The organism is Ruegeria marisrubri, assembly GCF_001507595.1.
Classification (GTDB): Bacteria; Pseudomonadota; Alphaproteobacteria; order Rhodobacterales; family Rhodobacteraceae; genus Ruegeria; species Ruegeria marisrubri.
The window spans coordinates 83,344-102,204 of record NZ_LQBQ01000012.1; the positions used below are offsets into that span (position 1 = coordinate 83,344).

The following is an 18,861-nucleotide window of genomic DNA, read 5'->3' on the forward strand; positions in this document are numbered from 1 at the left end:
ATCCATTTGTTCCGGGCTGGCACTCGAGCAGCGCCCGACCGTCGGTTTATTCCGGGTATAAGGCAGCGCCCCCTTGTGATCCACTGCGCACGCGTGATTCACGGGCCCCATCACGGTATGTGTTTCAGGGCACCGGCGAACAGTTCGGGGTCCACGTTGCCGCCCGAGGCGACCACGATGACCGTATCGCCTTCGATCTCGTCCCGCCGGAACAGGGCCGAGGCCAGGGCGACCGCCCCGCCCGGCTCGATCACGATCTTCAGCCGCAAAAAGGCCAGAGCCATGGCTTGCAACGCTTCGCCTTCGGACACGCTCAGGCCCGGGCCGCAGAGGCGTTTCAGAATCGGAAAGGTGATCTCGCCCGGTTGCGGCGTCAGGATGGCATCGCAGATGTTGCCGGATGTCTCGGTGTTGCTCACGATCCGGCCGGACAGCAGCGAGCGTTTCGTGTCGTCGAACCCTTCCGGCTCGCAGGGGCGGGCGCGCAGGCCCGGGGCGTGCCCTTCCAGCGCCAGCGCGATCCCCGAGGTCAGCCCGCCGCCGCCACAGGGGACAAGGACATCCGCCTTTTCAATGCCGAGCTCCTTGGCCTGCTCGGCGATTTCTAGCCCGACCGTTCCCTGACCCGCGATCACCAGCGGTTCGTCATAGGGCTTGATCAGGGTCAGCCCGCGTTCGGCGGCCAGCGCGGCGCCAATCTCTTCGCGGCTTTCTGTAGCCCGGTCATACAGAACCACCTCGGCCCCCAGCGCGCGGGTGTTGTCGATCTTGAGCTGCGGCGCGTCCGAGGGCATGACGATCACCGAGGCAATCCCGTGTTTCGACGCCGCCAGCGCCACGCCCTGCGCGTGATTGCCCGAGGAATAGGCGATCACGCCACGCTTGCGGGTGTCAGGATCGAGCGCCGAAATGGCCGACCACGCACCGCGGAACTTGAAACTGCCGGTGTGCTGCAGGCACTCGGGCTTCACCAGCACGCGCCGTCCGGCGAGTTCGTCCAGAAAGGGCGAGTCCAGCAGCGGGGTGCGGCGGGCATGGCCCTTGAGCCGCCCGGCGGCGGCCTCGATCATTTCAAGGCTGCTCATGAGGCCTCCAGAATGCGGCGGATGATGTCGAGGGATTCGGGTTCGTCCAGAAACGGCGCGTGGCCACGGTTAGGAACGTCTGCCGAAATCAGACCCGGATGCCGCCGGTGCATCTCGGCCAGTGTATCTGCGCCAAGGATGTCGGAATTGGCCCCGCGTATCACGCCGGTGGGGACGTCCCTCAGAGCTTCGAAGAACAGCCACATATCCGGAATCGCGCCGGTGGCGGCCTGTTCCAGCAACGCCTTGTGCAGCGCGTCGTCATAGCGCAGGGCCAGACCGTCAGGGGTGGCTTCGTACTGGATTTCCGCCTGCTTGCGCCACCTTTCCAGAGGCACGCCGGGAAACTGCGGCTCCATCGCGTCCTTGAGAACGCGTGCGGCCTGATCGTAGGTTTTCGAGACCGGCTTTTTGCCGACATATTCCATGATCCGCGCGATCCCCGAAGGTTCGATCACCGGCCCCACATCATTCAGGACCACGCCGGCCAGTCGCTCGGGGTGGCTGGCGGCCAACGCCATGGCGATGAGACCACCCCGCGATGTGCCCAGAACCGTGACCCTGCCCAGCCCCAGGTGATCCAGCAACTCGATCGCGTCATGGGATTCGCGGAAGATATTGTAGTTCATGTAATCGGGGTCGTAATCCGACCGGCCTCGGCCGCGGTAATCCATTGCGATCATGCGCAGGTCTGCCACATGCGGTGCAAGGAACGAGAAATCCCGGCTGCATCTTGTCAGCCCGGCAAGGCACAGCAGCGGCTGGCCCTCGCCGTTGTCCTCGAAATAGATCCGCCTGTCATCGGTGGTGGTGAAATACGGCATCAGGCCCCTGCAAGTTCGGGTATCGAGGTCAGGTCGGACAGTACATGGACAGGCCGCCACGGCAAGCGGTCCATCGGCTCGCCCGACCGATTGACCCAGGCCGTGACGAAGCCGTAGCCGCTGGCGCCCGCAGCGTCCCAGCCGTTGGAGCTGACGAACAACACCTCGTCCTTCGCGCAGCCGAACCTCCCGGGCACCAGGTCATAGACGCGGCTATCCGGTTTGAAGACACCCACGCTTTCGACCGACAGAACGTCATCCAGAACATCGCCGATCCCGGCCGACTGCACCGCGCCATCAAGCATGGCAGGCGAGCCGTTCGACAGGATCGCCGTCCGCTTGCCCGCCGCCTTGAGCGCGCGCAGCATGTCAGGGACCTCGGGATAGGCCTGCAATTCCCAGTAGAGGTCCAGCAGGCGTTTGCGCAGGGCCGGCTTGCCGTCCAGACCGGTCGCCTCCAGCGCCCAGTCGAGACCGTCTTGCGTGACCTTCCAGAAATCCGTGTGGGCATCGGTGATGGCCCGGAGCCAGGTGTATTGCAGCTGCTTCAGTCGCCAGTGATTGGCCAGATCCGGCCACTTGTCGCGCAGCTCTGAATGCTCCGGTTCCGCCGCGGCCTGTCGGGCGGCGGCGGCAACGTCGAAAAGCGTACCATAGGCATCGAAAATGCAGGTGGTGATCGCCATCCTGTCCTCCCTCGTCCGGCGCAGGTTTGCACAGCGGAGCGCAGGGGGGAAGGGGGAGGGTTTACATTGGGGCGTCACGCTCTAGGGTGTTTTCTTCAATCCAATAGTAGAGGACCCCAATACCCATGACCGAAATCAAGCAAGGCGACACGGTTCGCATCCACTACACGGGGACTCTGCTGGACGGCAAGACCTTCGACAGCTCCGAAGGCCGTGATCCCCTTGAGTTCGTTGTCGGCTCGGGACAGATCATCGCAGGTCTGGATTCGGCCTTGCCGGGCATGGTGCTCGGCGAAAAGAAACGGGTCGAAGTGCCATGCGTCGAGGCCTATGGCCCGGTCAACCCGGCCATGCGCCAGGCCATCCCGCGTGAGGGCATCCCCGATGACATTCCGCTGGATCTGGGAACGCAGCTTCAGATGCAGACCCCTGACGGGCACGCCCTTCCTGTGACCGTGGTCGAAGTGGACGAATCGACTGTCACGCTCGATGCCAATCACCCCTTGGCCGGGCAGGATCTGATTTTCGACATAGAGATCGTATCGATCAATTGAGCCCGCCGATCACTCGCGCGAGCATTTCTACGGGGCGCCAAGGGTGCCCCGTGGCGTTTCCGGTCAGTAGTGCGGTGGCTGGCTCAGACTGCTGGCCGCCTGAGCCATTCCGCTCAGCCAGTTGATGACCGCGGGCTGTGACAGAATGACAAGTCCTGCCACAAACATGCACAGACCCAAGGCGGCAAGGCGCAGTATGTCCTCCGGCCGAAGCGGCTCGCGTTCAGGCGCTTTCTTGGCCAGCACCCGTTTCGCTTTCGCCCGGCGTTCCGTCGCCGTGAGGATCAGATCGACTTTGCTCATGCCGGATTTTTCGCCCCGAACTATGGTTAATTCTTGGCAGGGGCAGGGAAAAACCGGGTCACATGTAATCCGGCTGTGGCATCCCCAGAACATGGAAACCGCCATCGACGCGGATGATTTCGCCGGATGTGCAGGCGCCGGCGTCGGACGCAAGGTAGACCGCGGTTCCGCCGACCGCTTCAAGCGTGGCGTTCGACCGCAGCGGCGCGTTCTGGTCGCAGAACTTGTAAGTCTTGCGCGCGCCGCCGATGGCCGCACCGGCCAGCGTCTTCATCGGGCCGGGCGAGATCGCGTTGACGCGAATCCCGTCAGGGCCGAGATCGTTGGCAAGGTAACGGGTGGCAGACTCCAGCGCCGCCTTGGCAACGCCCATCACGTTGTAGTTCGGAACCACCCGGTTCGACCCCTGGTAGGTCAGAGTCAGCAGGGTTCCGCCGTTGTCCTTCATCAACGGATAGGCGCGGCGCGCCACCTCGATGAAGGAATAGGCCGAAACATCCATCGAATGCTTGAAGTTCGCGCGGGAGGTATTGAGGAACCGACCGGTCAGCTCGTTCTTGTCCGAATAGGCAATCGCATGCACCAGAAAGTCGATGGTGGGCCAGCGCGCCTCCAACTCGGCGAACGCCCGGTCCAGCGAAGCATCGTCGGTTACATCCGCATCGACCATGAAGTCACTGCCGACGCTCTCGGCCAAAGGCTCGAGACGCTTGCCGAAAGCCTCACCCTGGTAGGTGAAGGCCAGTTCAGCGCCAGCCTCGTGCATGGCCTTGGCAATGCCCCATGCGATCGATCGATCATTGGCCACGCCCATTATCAGGCCACGCTTGCCTTTCAGTAATTCCGACATCTCTACTCTCACCCGTGATACTTGGAAAGAACCATTGACCCATTCGTGCCGCCAAAGCCGAAGCTGTTGGTCATGACACTGTCAAGGCCAGCGTTTTCAACGACTTTCGTCGCGATCTCGCCGGGCAGGATGCCTTCGGCAAGCGTGTCGACATTGATCGAAGGCGCAATGAAGTCGTGTTCCAGCATCAACAGGCAGAAGATCGCCTCGAGTGCGCCAGCGGCCCCCTGTGCATGGCCGGTCATCGACTTGGTCGACGAGATCGGCGGCACTTTGCCCTCGCCGAAGATCCGGCGCACGGCCTCGACCTCGCCCACATCACCGACCGGGGTCGAGGTGCCGTGGGCGTTGATGTAGGAAATCTTCCGGCCCTCGGGCACGCTCTGCAGCGCCAGCCGCATCGCGCGTTCGCCGCCTTCGCCCGACGGGGCCACCATGTCGTGCCCGTCCGAGGTGGCGGCAAATCCGGTGACCTCGGCATAGATCTTGGCGCCGCGCGCCAGGGCGTGGTCCAGATCTTCCAGCACGACGATGCCCCCGCCGCCGGAAATGACGAAGCCGTCACGATCCTGGTCGAAGGCGCGCGAGGCTTTCTCGGGCGTGTCGTTGTATTTCGACGACATCGCACCCATCGCGTCGAACAGGCAGGACAGTGTCCAGTCCAGTTCCTCGCCGCCGCCAGCGAACATCACGTCCTGCTTGCCCATCATGATCTGCTCGGCCGCGTTGCCGATGCAGTGCAGCGAGGTCGAACAGGCCGAGGTGATCGAATAGTTGATGCCCTTGATCTTGAAGGCGGTGGCCAGGTTGGCCGAAATCGTCGAGCACATGCATTTCGGCACGGCAAACGGCCCGATCCTCTTGGTCGCACCGGTTTTCAGAACGGTCTGGTGTGCCGTCAGCATGGCACTGGTCGACGGCCCACCCGAACCGGCGACCAAGCCGGTGCGCGGGTTCACGACCTGATCCTCGGTCAGGCCGGAATCGGCAATCGCCTGACTCATTGCGATATGGGCATAGGCCGCGCCCGGCCCCATGAACCGCAGGACGCGCTTGTCCACATGCTCGGCCACGTCGATCTTGAGCGACCCGGCCACCTGGCTGCGGAAGCCGTGTTCGACCATCTGCTGGTTGGCCTCGATGCCGGATTTGCCTGCCTTGAGCGATGCAAGGACTTCCTCGGCATTGTTCCCGATGGAGGACACGACCCCCAATCCGGTGACGACGACGCGACGCATATGCGGACTCCTGTATTCCGTTCCTTGCCTTTCGTCGGTCAGCTGAGGTCAGCTTTCCGACAATGCAACCTTCATGTCCTTGACCTGATAGATCAATTCGCCGTCAGCTTCGACCCGACCATCCGCCACACCCATGGTCAGGCGGCGCGTCTGAACGGCCTTGGTGAAATCAACGTGATACGTCAGCATCTTGCGATCGGGGCGCACCATGCCGGTCAGCTTGACCTCTCCGACCCCCAAGGCGTAACCACGGCCCTTCCAGCCGCGCCAGCCGAGATTGAAGCCCGTCAACTGCCACAGGCCATCCAGACCCAGACAGCCGGGCATGATCGGGTTGCCGGGGAAGTGGCACTCGAAGAACCACAGGTCGGGTGTGATGTCGAATTCGGCGACCACATGGCCTTTGCCATGAGCGCCGCCATCGGCCGAAATATCGGTGATCCGATCCATCATCAGCATCGGGGGCGCAGGCAGCTGGGCGTTGCCGGGGCCAAAAAGTTCGCCGCGGGCGCATTTCAGCAGATCGTCCTTGTCAAAACTGCTTGGGAATTGGGCCATTCTGCCGCCTCTCCTGCCAGGTCCGTTCATCGTATCAGGCTCCCTCTAGCACCCACGCGCAAGGTCCTGCAAGAGCAGCCGCGCCACATCCCGGGCATGCAGGTTCTACTTGCGAATGAATTTCATTTGAAAAACCCGGCTGTCAGCCCTTATATATGAACCGCTAGCAAAACCGGGTATCCGAGTCATGACGCCACAAAGCCAGGAAATCGCCACCAAGTGGTTGGCAGGTGCCGGTCTTCGACCGACACGGCAGCGCGTGGCCTTGGCCGAATTGTTGGTCGGAGACGGCAAGCATCGCCACGTCACCGCCGAAAGCCTGTTCGAAGCGGCCAAGGCAACCGGCGCGGCCGTGTCGCTTGCGACGGTCTACAACACGCTGCGCGCGTTCTGCGAGGCGGGTGTTTTGCAGGAAATCACCGTGGATGGCTCCAAGAGCTATTTCGACACCAACACCCACGACCACCCGCATTTCTTCTGGGAGGACGAAGGACACCTGTCTGACGCCCCGTCGGACCAGTTGGTGATTCAGCGCCTGCCGGACGCGCCAGAGGGGGTCGAGATTGCGTCCGTTGACGTGGTGATCCGCCTGCGCCGCAAAGCCTGATCACGCCTGCCCAAGCATTTCGGAAAGTATTGTCTGCGCCAGCGCGATCTGCGGATCGGCCGGACCCGTGCCGTGCCGGGCCAGTATGACCGACTCGGCGGCCTCGGGATCGGAGATCGGCAGGGTGATGATCGGTTTACCGTCGTAGCTGCGTGCGCTTGCCGGATTGGCGTAGCTGACGCCGACGCCTTCGCCATGCGCGGCAAGACTGCGCAGGATTTCCAGCGAAGCGGCCCTGTGGGCGACGAATGGGGTCAGGCTCTTGCGCCGGAACAGGTTCAGCATGTGTTGGGCCGATAGGCCCTCTTCGGAGAGAATCAGGGGGAACGCCGTCAGATCGGCCAGGGAAGCTCGTGCCGCACCGGCCATCGGGTGCTCGGGGTTCACGATGGCGCAAGGCCGGCTGTCATACAGTTTTTCCCGGGTGAAGCCGGCATCCATGCCCAGATCATAGGTGATCGCCAGGTCGATCTGTCCTTTGATCAGCCCGGAGATCAGGGCCTCGAACCTGTCGGCACGGTAGGTCACGGTCACCTCGGGTATGGCCCCGCGCAGACCATGTAGAGCGCGGGCCAAAACAAATGGGGCCAGATCGACGAAACATCCCAGGTTCAGGCGACCGGCGCCCGGATGGGGGCGGGACGGGTCTTCGAGCCGAGCGGCTCGCGCGAGCAGCGCCTCGGCCTCTTCGATGAACGCACGACCTTGCGGCGTAACGGCCATGCCCGAGCCGCGTCGGCGGATGAACAGCGGGTGACCCAGGTGATCTTCGATCTTGGCGAGCGCCGCGGACAGGGCGGGTTGCGAGACATGGAGTTGCTGGGCTGCCGCCGACAGGCTGCCGGATCGCCCGATGGCGCAAACATATTCGTATTGGCGCAGGGAAAGATATAACATGAGGTTATTATTTATTTTCAAAGATATGATTTGAATAGAGGTTTTTCGACGGGCATATCTCGGGCGAACGGATTGAACGGAGACGACGATGCCCCATCCCCTCGTAACGCAGGAAATGATCGATAGCTACCAGCGCGATGGTGTCGTGCTGGTGCGCGGGTTGTTTGCGGATCATGTCGAAACGTTGCGGGCCGGCGTGGCGGCGAACATGGCCTCGCCGGGGCCCTACGCTTCGGAGAACGAGAAGCGGGGTGAGACCGGGCGCTTCTTCGACGACTACTGCAACTGGACACGCATTCCGGAATTCCGCGAGGCGGTGGAAACCTCTCCGGCGGCCGAAGTGGCCGCCGACCTGATGCAGTCGGAAACGGCGCAGATGTTTCATGACCACGTGCTGGTCAAGGAGCCGGGAACCTCGATGGCGACGCCGTGGCACCAGGACGGGCCGTATTATTTCGTGGAAGGGCGGCAGACGATCAGTTTCTGGTCGCCGCTTGATCCCGTAAGGGAGGCCACCCTGCGCTGTGTCGCCGGCTCGCATATGTGGGAGAAAGAGGTTCTGCCCACGCGCTGGGTTTCGGAGGAGGGGTATTTCCCGGACGAGGGGCAATACATCCCGGTGCCGGATCCAGAGGCTGAGGGCATGACGATCGTCGAGTTTGAAATGGAACCGGGAGACGCAGTGGCTTTCAACTATCGCACCCTGCATGGGGCGCGCGGGAACACATCGGAGGCACGTCGCCGGGCGTTTTCTCTGCGGCTGGTCGGGGATGACGCGCGTTATGTCGAGCGGCCGGGCCGGACCTCGCCGCCTTATCCCGGGCATGAGATGAAGCCGGGCCAGCGTCTGCGCGAGGATTGGTTTCCGATCCTGTTCCGGCGTTGAGGGGGCTCTGCCCCCGCCGCGGCAAGCCGCGGCTCCCCCGGAGTATTTTCAGAAAAGATGAAGGGGCAGAGTGATCAGAACCACTGTCCCGGCTCCATCAGTCCGAGGTCGAGCAACTGGCGGGAATTCCATTCAAAGGGAACCGAGTTGCGCCAGCGGAAGGTGGGGATGTCGAAAGTGGAACCGGGATTGCGCTTCAGCGCCTTGGCGGTGCGGAACGAGCAGATGGCGGCCGTCAGGTTGTGATGCCACGGGCAGGAATAGGTGTTGTATTCCGGGTCATTGAACGTGTGGTGCGGCAGCAGCTTGAGGCCGGGCTTCGAGCGGAACAGCGCGATCCGGTCGATCCGGCGTCGGTCCTTCGGAATATGTTCCTCGAACCGCCACCGCAGGCCGCCCGAAAAATCGAGTTGGCGTTCAAGCGGGTGGCCGTTTTCGGGATCTTTTCTGGCTTCTGCATAATAGCCGGATCTGTCGAGCATGGCGCGGTCGCGTGAAACAGCGTTGGGAAAGCGATTCAGATCATCGGCATAGAGATCGATGACATAGCTCAGCATCGCATCGCGCCGTTCCTCCGTGTGGAAGGCGAGCATTTCGCCCACGGTCCTGTCCTCGCAGAAGGGATAGAACAGGTATTCCGAATTGTAGCAGTAGTACATCCAGATATCGGGCGCAGCCGCGATGATCCGGTTGATCGCGTCAAAGACCACGGTTCTCGGTTTGCAATTGAAGGTGATACGGTGGACGCGTTCCTGGACGTCTTCCGGAAGGGCGAATTCTGATGGCACCAGAGCCAGCATGGATTTGAAGCCAAGACCCAGATGGTGGCGCAGGGTGCTTTCCACTTCGACATCATCCTCGGCGAAGATCATTGCGACCGGACCCTTGGCCAGCGCTGCAGTGCCGCGTTTGAGGAAATCGTCGAGGGAATCGTATCGCATCGGTTGTTCTGAGCCGGCCCTTCTGGAAATCGGGCCCAAACTCGGGTAATTGCGAAGGCATTGCAAGTGGTGCCCGATCCGTATAGATCGCGCCGGTCCAGCGAAAGCAAAGGCTCGCCCCATGTCCGAACCTAAGAAACTCTACATCAAGACCTATGGCTGTCAGATGAACGTCTATGACAGCGAGCGCATGGCGGAGGCGCTGGGCGGCAAGGGTTACGTGGAAACGCAAAGCCCCGACGACGCGGACATGATCCTGCTGAATACCTGCCATATCCGTGAAAAGGCCGCGGAAAAGGTTTATTCGGAACTGGGCCGGTTCAAGGGGCTGAAGGCGGAAAAACCCGACCTGAAAATCGGCGTGGCCGGCTGCGTGGCGCAGGCCGAGGGCGAAGAGATCATGCGCCGCCAGCCTCTGGTCGATCTGGTCGTGGGCCCGCAAAGCTATCACCGTCTGCCGGAACTGGAAGCCAAGGCGCGCTCGGGCGAGAAGGCGCTGGACACGGATTTTCCAGAAGAGGACAAGTTCGAGAAACTGAAAGGCCGGCCGAAGGCGCAGCGTGGGCCGACCGCCTTTCTGACCGTCCAGGAAGGCTGCGACAAGTTCTGCGCCTTCTGCGTGGTGCCCTATACCCGCGGGGCCGAGGTCAGCCGTCCGGCGGACCGCATTCTGGGTGAGGCACGGGAGCTGGTCGAGCGTGGCGTGCGCGAGATCACCCTGCTGGGGCAGAACGTCAACGCTTATCATGGCGCCGGTCCGACGGGCGACATGAGCCTGGCCGGTCTGATCTGGGAACTGAACAAGGTTGATGGGCTGGAGCGCATACGGTTCACCACGTCGCACCCCAACGACATGACCGACGACCTGATCGAGGCGCATGGCACCTGCGAAAAGCTGATGCCCTATCTGCACCTTCCGGTGCAGTCGGGCTCGGACAAGATCCTCAAGCGGATGAACCGGAGCCATACGGCCGAAAGCTATCTCCGCCTGGTCGAGCGGATCCGGGCCGCACGCCCGGATATCCTGATGTCGGGTGACTTCATCGTCGGTTTCCCGGAAGAGACGGAAGAAGACTTTCAGGCCACGCTCGATCTGGTCGAGCAGGTCAAATACGGATACGCCTATTCGTTCAAATATTCGACGCGCCCCGGAACCCCGGCGGCAGAGCGTCCCCAGGTGCCGACGGAAGAAGCCGACGACAGGTTGCAGCGCCTGCAGACTCTGATCACGCGGCACCAACGTGAAATACAGGACGGGATGGTTGGCCGCGAAGTCGGTGTTCTGTTTGAAAAGCCGGGCCGCCTGAAAGGCCAGATGGTGGGAAAATCAGAGTATCTGCATTCCGTACATGTCGGAGACGCGGATGTTCAGGTCGGGGACCTGCGAAAAGTTCGCATAACGGCTTCGGCTGCGAACTCTCTCGCCGGCGTGCTCGTTTGATCGCGGCTGTCCGGCTTTCCCTAAGTGAGAAGGGAAATGTTTTTGGTGGCGGCCTTAAATTTGGGTCGCCCTTTTGTCATCGACAATACTGCCAAAATGAATGTTTGCCAGATGCGCATCACATTGTGTAGGGAAGCTTCATCTTTGTTGAGGCAGGTGGCAGGTGCCGAGATTGGTGGGCAGGATGTTTTCCTATGTCGGGTGGCTGGTAGCGCCAGTGCTGGCGATCGCATTTGGAATGCTGAGCAGTTCGCGGTTACATGCAGGTAGTGTGACGCAACCGATCGCAGAACCGGAAATTATCGCTCCGAAGTCACTCACGCTCGATTTGGAAGGATTTTACGCAGGCGGCGATCTGGCCTATGCCTTTGGATCCCGCGATGACGTTGGCCACCGTGCGAGCAGCGGCCAACTTGTTGCCACTCCGGGGACTTTGGTGCCGGGAGGGCCCAATTGGGGGCTGAAGATCGGTTGGCGCGACAAAATTCAGTCCACGGGGCTGGCCTTCGTTTACGGGGTGGAACTGGGATATATCGCCGGGGGGATCGGAGATAGTTTCTCGACTGCGACGCATCAGGCCGAGATTGACGTGAAGAGACATCTTGCGCTGCGCCTGAAGGGCGGCGTTGCCAGTATTCCGGGCGACATGCAGTTCTATGGAATCCTCGGATACGCGCGGGCCGATCTCGACTATTCGGTCGCGGGCACCGCCGGCGGTGATACGATCTCGGTTTCGGACCAGTCCGACTATGATGGCGTTCTTCTGGGGCTGGGGGTCGAACGCGCCCTGCGCGAGAACCTGTCGATGATGCTGGAATACGAGTACACGAGGTTCAGTTCGAAGACTGCGTATGATGCAGGCGGGTCTTCGACCGTCATTACGCCGGGATTTGGCAATCTTCGTCTGGGACTGAACTTTGCTTTCTAACAAGGTTTTCTGCTTGCGTCGCGGCTAGTGTCCGGGCTCGCAAGATTCCGCCATTCCCGGTTGCAACAATGTGATGTTGGGTGCCCACTGCCGTGAATTTTCACCTTGGTGCTTGCGCTGGCTTGGACAATCTGGCTACGCTTGATTCAAACGCCAAGACAGGAGAACGGATTGGCCATCGGTGCCCTTACCCCACCGCAAGACGATACGCCCCCGCATGAGGTGCTTGTCGAGTTTCCAGACAACAGATTGCTGATTGACCTTTGCGGCGAATATGACCGCAACCTGGCCGAGATAGAGCAAAACCTTTCGGTTCAGATTCTGCGCCGCGGCAACCAGTTGGCCATCCTCGGCGAAGAGGAGGGGCAGAAACAGGCGGCCGAAGTCCTGCACGCGCTCTATGAGCGGCTCGAGGCAGGCCGGGCGGTCGAGGCGGCGGATGTCGATCGCGAATTGCGGATGGGCAATTCGGAAGAAGGTACCGGCGTTCGCGACGGCGACCAGCTCGAGATGTTCAAGGGCGGCACGGTAGAGATCAAGACGCGCAAGAAGCTGGTGGAGCCGCGCACCGACGCGCAGAAGGCCTATGTCCGGTCGCTGTTCGAAAACGAGCTGGCTTTCGGCATCGGTCCGGCCGGGACGGGAAAGACCTATCTGGCGGTCGCTGTTGGCGTGTCGATGTTCATCGGCGGTCACGTGGATCGGATCATCCTCAGCCGTCCCGCGGTCGAGGCCGGTGAAAAGCTGGGCTACTTACCGGGCGATATGAAGGAAAAGGTCGATCCCTACATGCAGCCGCTCTACGACGCGCTGAACGACTTTCTGCCTGGCAAGCAGCTGACCAAGCTGGTCGAGGAAAAACGGATCGAAATCGCGCCGCTGGCCTTCATGCGCGGACGCACCTTGTCGAACGCTTTCGTGGTTCTGGACGAGGCGCAGAACGCAACCACAATGCAGATGAAGATGTTCCTGACCCGATTGGGCGAAGGCAGCCGCATGGTCATTACCGGCGACCGCTCGCAGGTGGACCTGCCGCGCGGCGTGCCGTCGGGGCTGGCGGATGCCGAGCGGCTGTTGAAGTCGATTCCCAAGATCGGGTTCAACTACTTCACGGCCAAGGACGTCGTGCGCCATCCGCTGGTTGCCGCGATCATCGAGGCTTATGATGCGGATGTGCAGGCAGGTTGACGGGATTCTTGCGGCTCTGATCTTGTGTGTGACGATGTTTCCGGGAGTGGCCCGGGCAACCGACTATCACGTTTTGTTCGAAAGCCGCTGCGCCGGATGTCACGGACATTCCGGAGGGTTCGCGCGGGAACAGCTGGTGCTTGGCCCGAATGGCGTTGTCGGCCGGTCCGGTCGTGATCTCGCGCCGTTCCTTGTGAGCCATGCCGGCGGGTTGTCCGCGGACGAGATTCCGGGCCTGCTGGCGATGTTCGCCAGCCAGATCGAGTCGGAAGCCATGTTCGGCGAACGCTGCCGCATCTGCCATGACCGCGCCTACGAGTTCGTCCGTTTGAAGCTGATCGAGCGCGACGGCGCGCTATTGGGCCGCTACTCCGGCCGGGCTGTCGCGCCTTTTCTCTCGGCCGGTCACGCGCGCCTGACGCCGGATGAGGCGGCCGCAATGACCGAAGCGCTGACCCGGATTTTGCGGGGAAAGAGATGAGCATGCGTATCTGCTTGACGGTATGCCGGATTTCCGCAGAAAGGCCGCGATGACCATCGAGATTACCATTGAAGACGACAGGTGGGCGGCGTCCGATCTGTCTGCGCTGGCCGAGCGGGCCGTGGAAGAGGTGCTGCGGCATGTCGGTCTGGACCCCGATGACTGCGAGGTCAGCCTGATGGGCTGCGACGACGCGCGCATCGCTGCCCTGAACGCCGAGTTCCGGGAAAAGCCCAAACCGACAAACGTGCTCAGCTGGCCAGCCCAGGATCTGTCGCCGGACGAGCCGGGCGCGATCCCGCAGCGGCCAGAGCCTGATTTCACTGGCGAAATCGCGCTTGGAGATATCGCGATCTCTTTCGATACCTGCCTGCGCGAGGCGGAGGATGCGAAAAAACCATTTGACGATCACGTCACCCATCTGATCGTCCACGGCCTGCTGCATCTGCTGGGGTACGACCACATCCGTGATCCCGATGCCACCCTGATGGAACGCGTCGAGGTCGAGATACTTGGCAAAATGGGGGTCGATGACCCATATATGGTTGAATAGGGCTTTTGGTCCGATCACTTGGAACAGGAAAATGGGCGATATTGAAGGTAGTTCTATGGCAGCGCAAGGCGCGCGGTCCGAGAACGAAAACGAACAGAGCGAAGAGAAACACGGATTTTTTTCGAGAATCATCGACGCTTTCTCTTCTTCCGACGAGGATGATCCACAGGTCAACGGGCACGTGAGCCCGAGCGCGCAGCCACGCGGCATGATCAACCTGCACAGGATGCGGGTCGAGGACGTGGCGATCCCCGCAGCGGAAATCGTCGCGGTCCCAAGCACCATCACTAAGGAAGAACTCGTGCAGGTATTTCGCGACACCGGAATGTCTCGGATACCGGTATACGAGGGCACGATAGATACACCGCTGGGTTTCGTGCATCTGAAGGATTTTGCGCTGACTCACGGGTTCGACGGAGACTCGACGGAATTCGACCTCCGGTCGATGTTGCGCCCATTGCTTTTCGTCCCGCCCTCGATGCCGATCGGAGTGCTGCTGACCAAGATGCAGACCGAGCGTCGCCACATGGCGCTGGTCATCGACGAATATGGCGGCGTGGACGGACTGCTGACGATCGAGGACCTGATCGAACAGGTGGTGGGCGAGATTGCGGACGAACACGACGTGGACGAAGACCAGTTGTGGGTGCAGGAAAAGCCCGGCTGCTACGTGGTGCAGGCCCGCGTGCCGCTGAAGGATTTCGAAGCCGAGATCGGGCGTTCGCTGACCAGTCACGAGGACGTGGACGAAGAGGAAATCGACACGCTGGGCGGGCTGGTCTTCATGCTGTCAGGCCGGGTGCCCGCGCGCGGCGAGGTGGTAATCCACCCCGAAGGCCCGGAGTTCGAGGTGATCGACGCGGATCCCCGCCGTATCAAGAAGCTGCGGGTCTTGCTGCCGGACAGTGCTGCATGAAGCCAATTGCCGGCTGGCCATTGCGGTTTAGGGCGGCGATGGCGGCCCTGCTTGGGGTGGTCGCCGCTCTGGGATTGGCGCCCTACGGTTTGTGGGTCGCCACGCTGATTTCATTGACACTGCTTGCGGGCCTGTTCCTGTCAGCGGAAACCAGGCGCCGGGCCGCTTGGGTGGGTTGGGCCTATGGAACGGGCTATTTCGGTCACGCCCTGATCTGGATCGTCGAACCGTTTCTGGTGGACGCGGAACGCTATGCCTGGATGGCGCCTTTTGCGCTTGTGTTCATAGCGGGCGGACTTGCGCTGTTCTGGGCGTTCGCCTTTTGGCTGGCCCGCCGCCCCGGTTGGCGTGCAGCCCCGCAGGCATGGCTTCTGGCGCTGGCTCTCTCGCTGGTAGAAATGGCGCGCGGATACGTCCTGACCGGGTTTCCCTGGGCTGGATTGGCCCAAGTTTGGGTCGAAACGCCTGTCGCGCAACTTCTGTCGCTGGTCGGTCCATACGGGCTGGGGGCCTTGACCCTCGCCATCACCCTGCCGATCGGGGCGGGGCTGGTGGCGGGGAGGGGCTGGCGCCGCTTGCCGCTTCTTGTCGCGCCGGTGATCCTGTTTTCGGTTTTGGCACTCGGTTGGGCTGCCTCGCGTCCCCATGTTTCACTCTCTGGAAAGACCGTGCGCCTGGTCCAGCCCAACGCGCCTCAGCACCAAAAGTGGGACCCGGCTTTTGCACCGATATTCTTCGGTCGACAGATCGAGCTTACGGCAGCGGAACCTCGCCCGGACTTGATCGTCTGGCCCGAGACCTCGGTGCCGGTCTGGCTGGACAACGCCGGACTCTATTTCGAGGTCATCGCCGATGCGGCGCAGGGAGCCCCGGTCGTGCTGGGCATTCAGCGCAGCGCAGGCAGCCGCATCTACAATTCTCTGGTCTATCTGGACAGCGAAGGTCGGCCGGCAGGCCTGTATGACAAGCACCACCTGGTTCCGTTTGGTGAATATGTTCCCTTTGGCGACGTGATGGCCCGTTTCGGGATATATGGGTTTGCCGCGACGGTGGGGCAGGGGTTTAGCGCGGGGCCTGGGGCAGCGGTTCTGAAACTGGAGGGGCTTGGACTGGCGCTGCCCCTGATCTGTTATGAGGCTGTGTTTCCTCAGGATGTCCGCGCTGCGCCTGAACGTCCGGCGCTGCTGCTCCAGATCACCAATGACGCCTGGTTCGGCACTCGCGCTGGCCCCTATCAGCACCTTGCCCAGGCGCAGATGCGCGCGATCGAGCAGGGGGTTCCGATGGTACGGTCGGCCAATACCGGCATATCGGCGGTGATCGACCCGCATGGTCGCATTACCTCTTCCATCGCGCTCGGGCAGGCTGGGTATGTGGACGCCGATTTGCCGAACCCGTTGCCCCCCACCGTCTATGCCCGTCTGGGCGACTTTCCGGTTCTCTTGGTCCTGATCGTTCTGACTGCGCTGATTTTGCGCAACGGGCGCCACGTTCAGGGCTAATTACCGATTGACCCCCCCATTTCCTACGCGTATCCCATCCTTTGCCTGTCACAACGGCTTCCTGGCGTGGCAGGGGAAATCTTAATGGAGCGCTTTCATGTCCCGACAGAACTACACCTTTACTTCGGAGTCCGTTTCCGAAGGGCATCCGGATAAGGTCTGCGACCGTATTTCCGATGCTGTCCTGGATGCCTTTCTGAACGAAGAACCCGAAGCTCGCGTCGCATGCGAAACATTTGCAACCACGAACCGCGTGGTGATTGGCGGCGAGGTGGGTCTGTCGGATCAGGACAAGCTGCATGAATACATGGAGCGGATCGACCAGATCGCCCGTGACTGCATCAGGGACATTGGCTACGAGCAGGAAAAGTTCCACTGGAAAACCTGTGAAATCACCAACCTGCTGCACGAACAGTCCGCGCACATCGCCCAGGGCGTCGATGCATCCGAAAACAAGGACGAGGGCGCAGGCGACCAAGGCATCATGTTCGGATACGCCACCAACGAGACGCCAGCCCTGATGCCGGCGCCGATCCAGTATGCTCATGCGATCCTGCGCCGTCTCGCCGAGGTCCGCAAGAACGGCACCGAACCGGCGCTGGGACCGGACGCGAAATCGCAGCTTTCGGTGGTTTACCGCGACGGCAAACCTGTTGGCGTCAGCTCGGTGGTGTTGTCCACCCAGCATCTGGACGAGTCCCTGACCTCGGATGACATCTGCCGGATCGTCGAGCCTTACATCCGCGAAGTTCTGCCCGAGGGCTGGTTGACCGGAGAAACCGTCTGGCACGTCAACCCGACGGGCAAATTCGTCATCGGCGGCCCCGATGGCGATGCGGGCCTGACCGGGCGCAAGATCATCGTCGATACCTATGGCGGTGCCGCACCGCATGGCGGCGGCGCGTTTTCGGGCAAGGACCCGACCAAGGTGGACCGTTCCGCGGCCTATGCCGCCCGTTATCTGGCCAAGAACGTCGTTGCCGCCGGAATGGCCGAACGGTGCACGATCCAGCTCAGCTATGCGATCGGGGTTTCCAAGCCGCTGTCGATCTACGCCGACACGCATGGCACGGGAAATGTTCGCGATGCCGATATCGAAAAGGCCGTCGACCAGGTGATGGACCTGTCGCCGCGCGGCATCCGTGAACATCTCGGCCTCAACAAGCCGATTTACCAGCGCACCGCTGCCTATGGTCATTTCGGGCGGGAACCCGAGGCAGATGGCGGTTTCAGCTGGGAGCGGACCGACCTGGTTGATGCGCTGAAGCGGGCTGTGTGAGTTTCCGTTCTTATCAAAGCACAAACGAATCCCCGCCAAACGGCGGGGGTTTCGCTTTTGGGGGCTGCTGATGTCGAGTCAGAAGCTGAGGCCAAAGCCCACGGAATAGGCCTCGAACTCCTCGCTTTTCGAGACGCCGAACATCAACCGGGTTCGTTTCACCCAAGGCAGGCCGGTATTCTCGACATCCAGTTCGATCCCGGCCCCGGCCGACGCAATCCAGTCAAAGCCAAGCGCGTCGGCTTGATCCCCATGCAGGGCGGCGATACCGACTTGCCAGACTGACCTTACCGGCCGACCATAGGCCTGCCAGTTGCCGATCGGGTAACGGGCCCGGAACCAGGCACTGGTTGCCGAGGCGTCGGCATCGGCGGACACTGTTGAATCACCCGTCGTCTTGATGGCCATCTGGGTGTGTCGCAGAAAGAAATCATATTCCCGCGCGGCTTCGCGAAGTTTGTATTCCAGCTCGAGCGCACCGCCATATCCAGTTGCCCACAACTCGCCATTGCGAAGGAAATTCAGCCCCGTTCCTGAACTGGCTGGCGGGATCGGTGTCGAGGTTTCTGCCTCGGCCTCGATCTTGCCGTAGGACAGGTTCACGATCGGCCGCAGGGTCCAGTTTTCGGCCAACTCGAAATCCCAGCCAAAGCCCCCGGTCACCGAGGCGCTACGCCACTCCGCGTTGGCCTGCACGGTGCTGCTGCCGTCACTCAGGGTAATGACCGGTTCGAACCGCTGAAACCCCCCGTACAGCTCGACATAAAATGGCGACGTCTCGTAGGGGTTGAGGCCGCCGCCGATCTGACCGGACCAAAGCTTGTCCCCGCTGCTTTGGAACCTGCTGACCGACACGAAGCGAGCGGCGCGGTTCGGCAGCGCCAGGAAACCCCACGCCGCAAGCGCTTCGCTGGCCAGCGCCTCTTCTCCGCCCGGATTGTCGAAACTTTGCGCCCGAGCAGGTGTTGCCGCGATGCTCAGCGCGGCGGCAATGGCAAGGCTTGCAAGCCAAAAATCCCTTGAAAAAACTCTGGCGCTTCTCATTCAGTGTCCTCCAAAGGGATAGAAATATGTCTATCAGCGCTAGAGCCGGGTCAGGCTTCTGTCAATTGGACGGCAAAACATGCCTGCTGATGTGTGTTGA

21 protein-coding genes and 1 riboswitch are annotated in these 18,861 nt (G+C 61.7%); of the genes, 11 read left to right on the top strand and 10 right to left on the bottom strand.

Annotation, left to right across the window (positions count from 1 at the left end; all coding sequences use genetic code 11):
* Window positions 1–110 precede the first annotated feature (110 nt).
* The 3 genes from AVO45_RS07455 to AVO45_RS07465 are packed head-to-tail and all read right to left on the bottom strand — an operon-like array spanning window position 111 to window position 2,595.
* Entirely contained in the window at window positions 111–1,085 is a 975-nt protein-coding gene (locus tag AVO45_RS07455) for a threonine ammonia-lyase (protein ID WP_068345525.1), read from the bottom strand.
* Window positions 1,082–1,909 (bottom strand): alpha/beta fold hydrolase, encoded by an 828-nt coding sequence (locus AVO45_RS07460; RefSeq protein ID WP_068345527.1) that lies wholly within the window; start codon window positions 1,907–1,909, stop codon window positions 1,082–1,084. The genes AVO45_RS07455 and AVO45_RS07460 overlap by 4 nt, the downstream gene beginning before the upstream one ends.
* Window positions 1,909–2,595 carry a haloacid dehalogenase type II gene (locus tag AVO45_RS07465; RefSeq protein ID WP_068345529.1) on the bottom strand — a complete coding sequence of 229 codons (687 nt, stop codon included), beginning with the start codon at window positions 2,593–2,595 and terminating at the stop codon, window positions 1,909–1,911. Before AVO45_RS07465 ends, AVO45_RS07460 begins: the two co-directional genes overlap by 1 nt.
* Window positions 2,596–2,720: 125 nt before the next feature.
* Here AVO45_RS07465 and AVO45_RS07470 point away from each other — a divergent pair, with 125 nt between their 5' ends.
* Window positions 2,721–3,149, top strand: a complete 429-nt coding sequence (locus tag AVO45_RS07470; RefSeq protein ID WP_068345532.1) for an FKBP-type peptidyl-prolyl cis-trans isomerase — start codon at window positions 2,721–2,723, stop codon at window positions 3,147–3,149.
* 63 nt (window positions 3,150–3,212) lie between these two features.
* Here the strand turns inward: AVO45_RS07470 and AVO45_RS07475 are convergent, their stop codons facing one another.
* From AVO45_RS07475 to fabA, 4 genes are read right to left on the bottom strand one after another with little or no spacing between them, the layout of a single operon-like run.
* Window positions 3,213–3,452 carry a hypothetical protein gene (locus tag AVO45_RS07475; RefSeq protein ID WP_068345534.1) on the bottom strand — a complete coding sequence of 80 codons (240 nt, stop codon included), beginning with the start codon at window positions 3,450–3,452 and terminating at the stop codon, window positions 3,213–3,215.
* Window positions 3,453–3,510: 58 nt separating this feature from the next.
* Window positions 3,511–4,302 carry an enoyl-ACP reductase FabI gene (locus tag AVO45_RS07480; protein ID WP_068345536.1) on the bottom strand — a complete coding sequence of 264 codons (792 nt, stop codon included), beginning with the start codon at window positions 4,300–4,302 and terminating at the stop codon, window positions 3,511–3,513.
* A gap of 8 nt (window positions 4,303–4,310) precedes the next feature.
* On the bottom strand, window positions 4,311–5,540 hold the full coding sequence (gene fabB / locus AVO45_RS07485; RefSeq protein ID WP_068345538.1) for a beta-ketoacyl-ACP synthase I: 1,230 nt from the start codon (window positions 5,538–5,540) through the stop codon (window positions 4,311–4,313).
* A 48-nt stretch (window positions 5,541–5,588) separates the two neighbouring features.
* Window positions 5,589–6,098 (bottom strand): bifunctional 3-hydroxydecanoyl-ACP dehydratase/trans-2-decenoyl-ACP isomerase, encoded by a 510-nt coding sequence (gene fabA, locus AVO45_RS07490; RefSeq protein WP_068345540.1) that lies wholly within the window; start codon window positions 6,096–6,098, stop codon window positions 5,589–5,591.
* Between the two features lie 187 nt (window positions 6,099–6,285).
* On the opposite strand from fabA, the gene irrA reads away from it, so the two are divergent.
* On the top strand, window positions 6,286–6,705 hold the full coding sequence (gene irrA / locus AVO45_RS07495; RefSeq protein WP_068345542.1) for an iron response transcriptional regulator IrrA: 420 nt from the start codon (window positions 6,286–6,288) through the stop codon (window positions 6,703–6,705).
* Here the strand turns inward: irrA and AVO45_RS07500 are convergent, their stop codons facing one another.
* Window positions 6,706–7,602, bottom strand: coding sequence for a LysR family transcriptional regulator (locus tag AVO45_RS07500; protein ID WP_068345543.1), 897 nt, complete (start codon window positions 7,600–7,602; stop codon window positions 6,706–6,708). It lies immediately after the preceding gene.
* 88 nt (window positions 7,603–7,690) lie between these two features.
* Between AVO45_RS07500 and AVO45_RS07505 the strand changes: the two genes are divergently transcribed.
* On the top strand, window positions 7,691–8,488 hold the full coding sequence (locus AVO45_RS07505) for a phytanoyl-CoA dioxygenase family protein (protein ID WP_068345544.1): 798 nt from the start codon (window positions 7,691–7,693) through the stop codon (window positions 8,486–8,488).
* 74 nt (window positions 8,489–8,562) lie between these two features.
* On the opposite strand, the gene AVO45_RS07510 is transcribed toward AVO45_RS07505, so the two are convergent.
* On the bottom strand, window positions 8,563–9,429 hold the full coding sequence (locus tag AVO45_RS07510; protein ID WP_068345547.1) for a hypothetical protein: 867 nt from the start codon (window positions 9,427–9,429) through the stop codon (window positions 8,563–8,565).
* A 121-nt stretch (window positions 9,430–9,550) separates the two neighbouring features.
* Between AVO45_RS07510 and miaB the strand changes: the two genes are divergently transcribed.
* From miaB to metK, 8 genes are all read left to right on the top strand, one after another.
* On the top strand, window positions 9,551–10,870 hold the full coding sequence (miaB, locus tag AVO45_RS07515) for a tRNA (N6-isopentenyl adenosine(37)-C2)-methylthiotransferase MiaB (protein WP_068345549.1): 1,320 nt from the start codon (window positions 9,551–9,553) through the stop codon (window positions 10,868–10,870).
* A 238-nt stretch (window positions 10,871–11,108) separates the two neighbouring features.
* Window positions 11,109–11,798: an outer membrane protein gene (locus tag AVO45_RS07525; RefSeq protein ID WP_240482113.1), complete on the top strand. Its 690-nt coding sequence runs from the start codon at window positions 11,109–11,111 to the stop codon at window positions 11,796–11,798.
* A 171-nt stretch (window positions 11,799–11,969) separates the two neighbouring features.
* Window positions 11,970–12,986 (top strand): PhoH family protein, encoded by a 1,017-nt coding sequence (locus AVO45_RS07530; protein WP_068345555.1) that lies wholly within the window; start codon window positions 11,970–11,972, stop codon window positions 12,984–12,986.
* Window positions 12,987–13,014: 28 nt separating this feature from the next.
* Window positions 13,015–13,467, top strand: coding sequence for a hypothetical protein (locus tag AVO45_RS07535; protein ID WP_157770126.1), 453 nt, complete (start codon window positions 13,015–13,017; stop codon window positions 13,465–13,467).
* A 49-nt stretch (window positions 13,468–13,516) separates the two neighbouring features.
* The gene (gene ybeY / locus AVO45_RS07540) at window positions 13,517–14,020 is read left to right on the top strand and encodes an rRNA maturation RNase YbeY (protein ID WP_068346646.1); all 504 of its coding nucleotides are present in this window, start codon (window positions 13,517–13,519) and stop codon (window positions 14,018–14,020) included.
* Between the two features lie 31 nt (window positions 14,021–14,051).
* The gene (locus AVO45_RS07545; RefSeq protein ID WP_068345560.1) at window positions 14,052–14,936 is read left to right on the top strand and encodes a hemolysin family protein; all 885 of its coding nucleotides are present in this window, start codon (window positions 14,052–14,054) and stop codon (window positions 14,934–14,936) included.
* Entirely contained in the window at window positions 14,933–16,438 is a 1,506-nt protein-coding gene (lnt, locus tag AVO45_RS07550) for an apolipoprotein N-acyltransferase (RefSeq protein WP_068345562.1), read from the top strand. The genes AVO45_RS07545 and lnt overlap by 4 nt, the downstream gene beginning before the upstream one ends.
* A 42-nt stretch (window positions 16,439–16,480) precedes the next feature.
* Window positions 16,481–16,530: riboswitch (SAM-SAH riboswitch) on the top strand.
* 5 nt (window positions 16,531–16,535) lie between these two features.
* A complete protein-coding gene (gene metK / locus AVO45_RS07555; protein WP_068345564.1) occupies window positions 16,536–17,717 on the top strand; it encodes a methionine adenosyltransferase in 1,182 nt (393 codons plus the stop codon).
* A 78-nt stretch (window positions 17,718–17,795) separates the two neighbouring features.
* Here the strand turns inward: metK and AVO45_RS07560 are convergent, their stop codons facing one another.
* A complete protein-coding gene (locus tag AVO45_RS07560) occupies window positions 17,796–18,761 on the bottom strand; it encodes an autotransporter domain-containing protein (protein WP_068345565.1) in 966 nt (321 codons plus the stop codon).
* Between the last annotated feature and the right edge of the window lie 100 nt (window positions 18,762–18,861).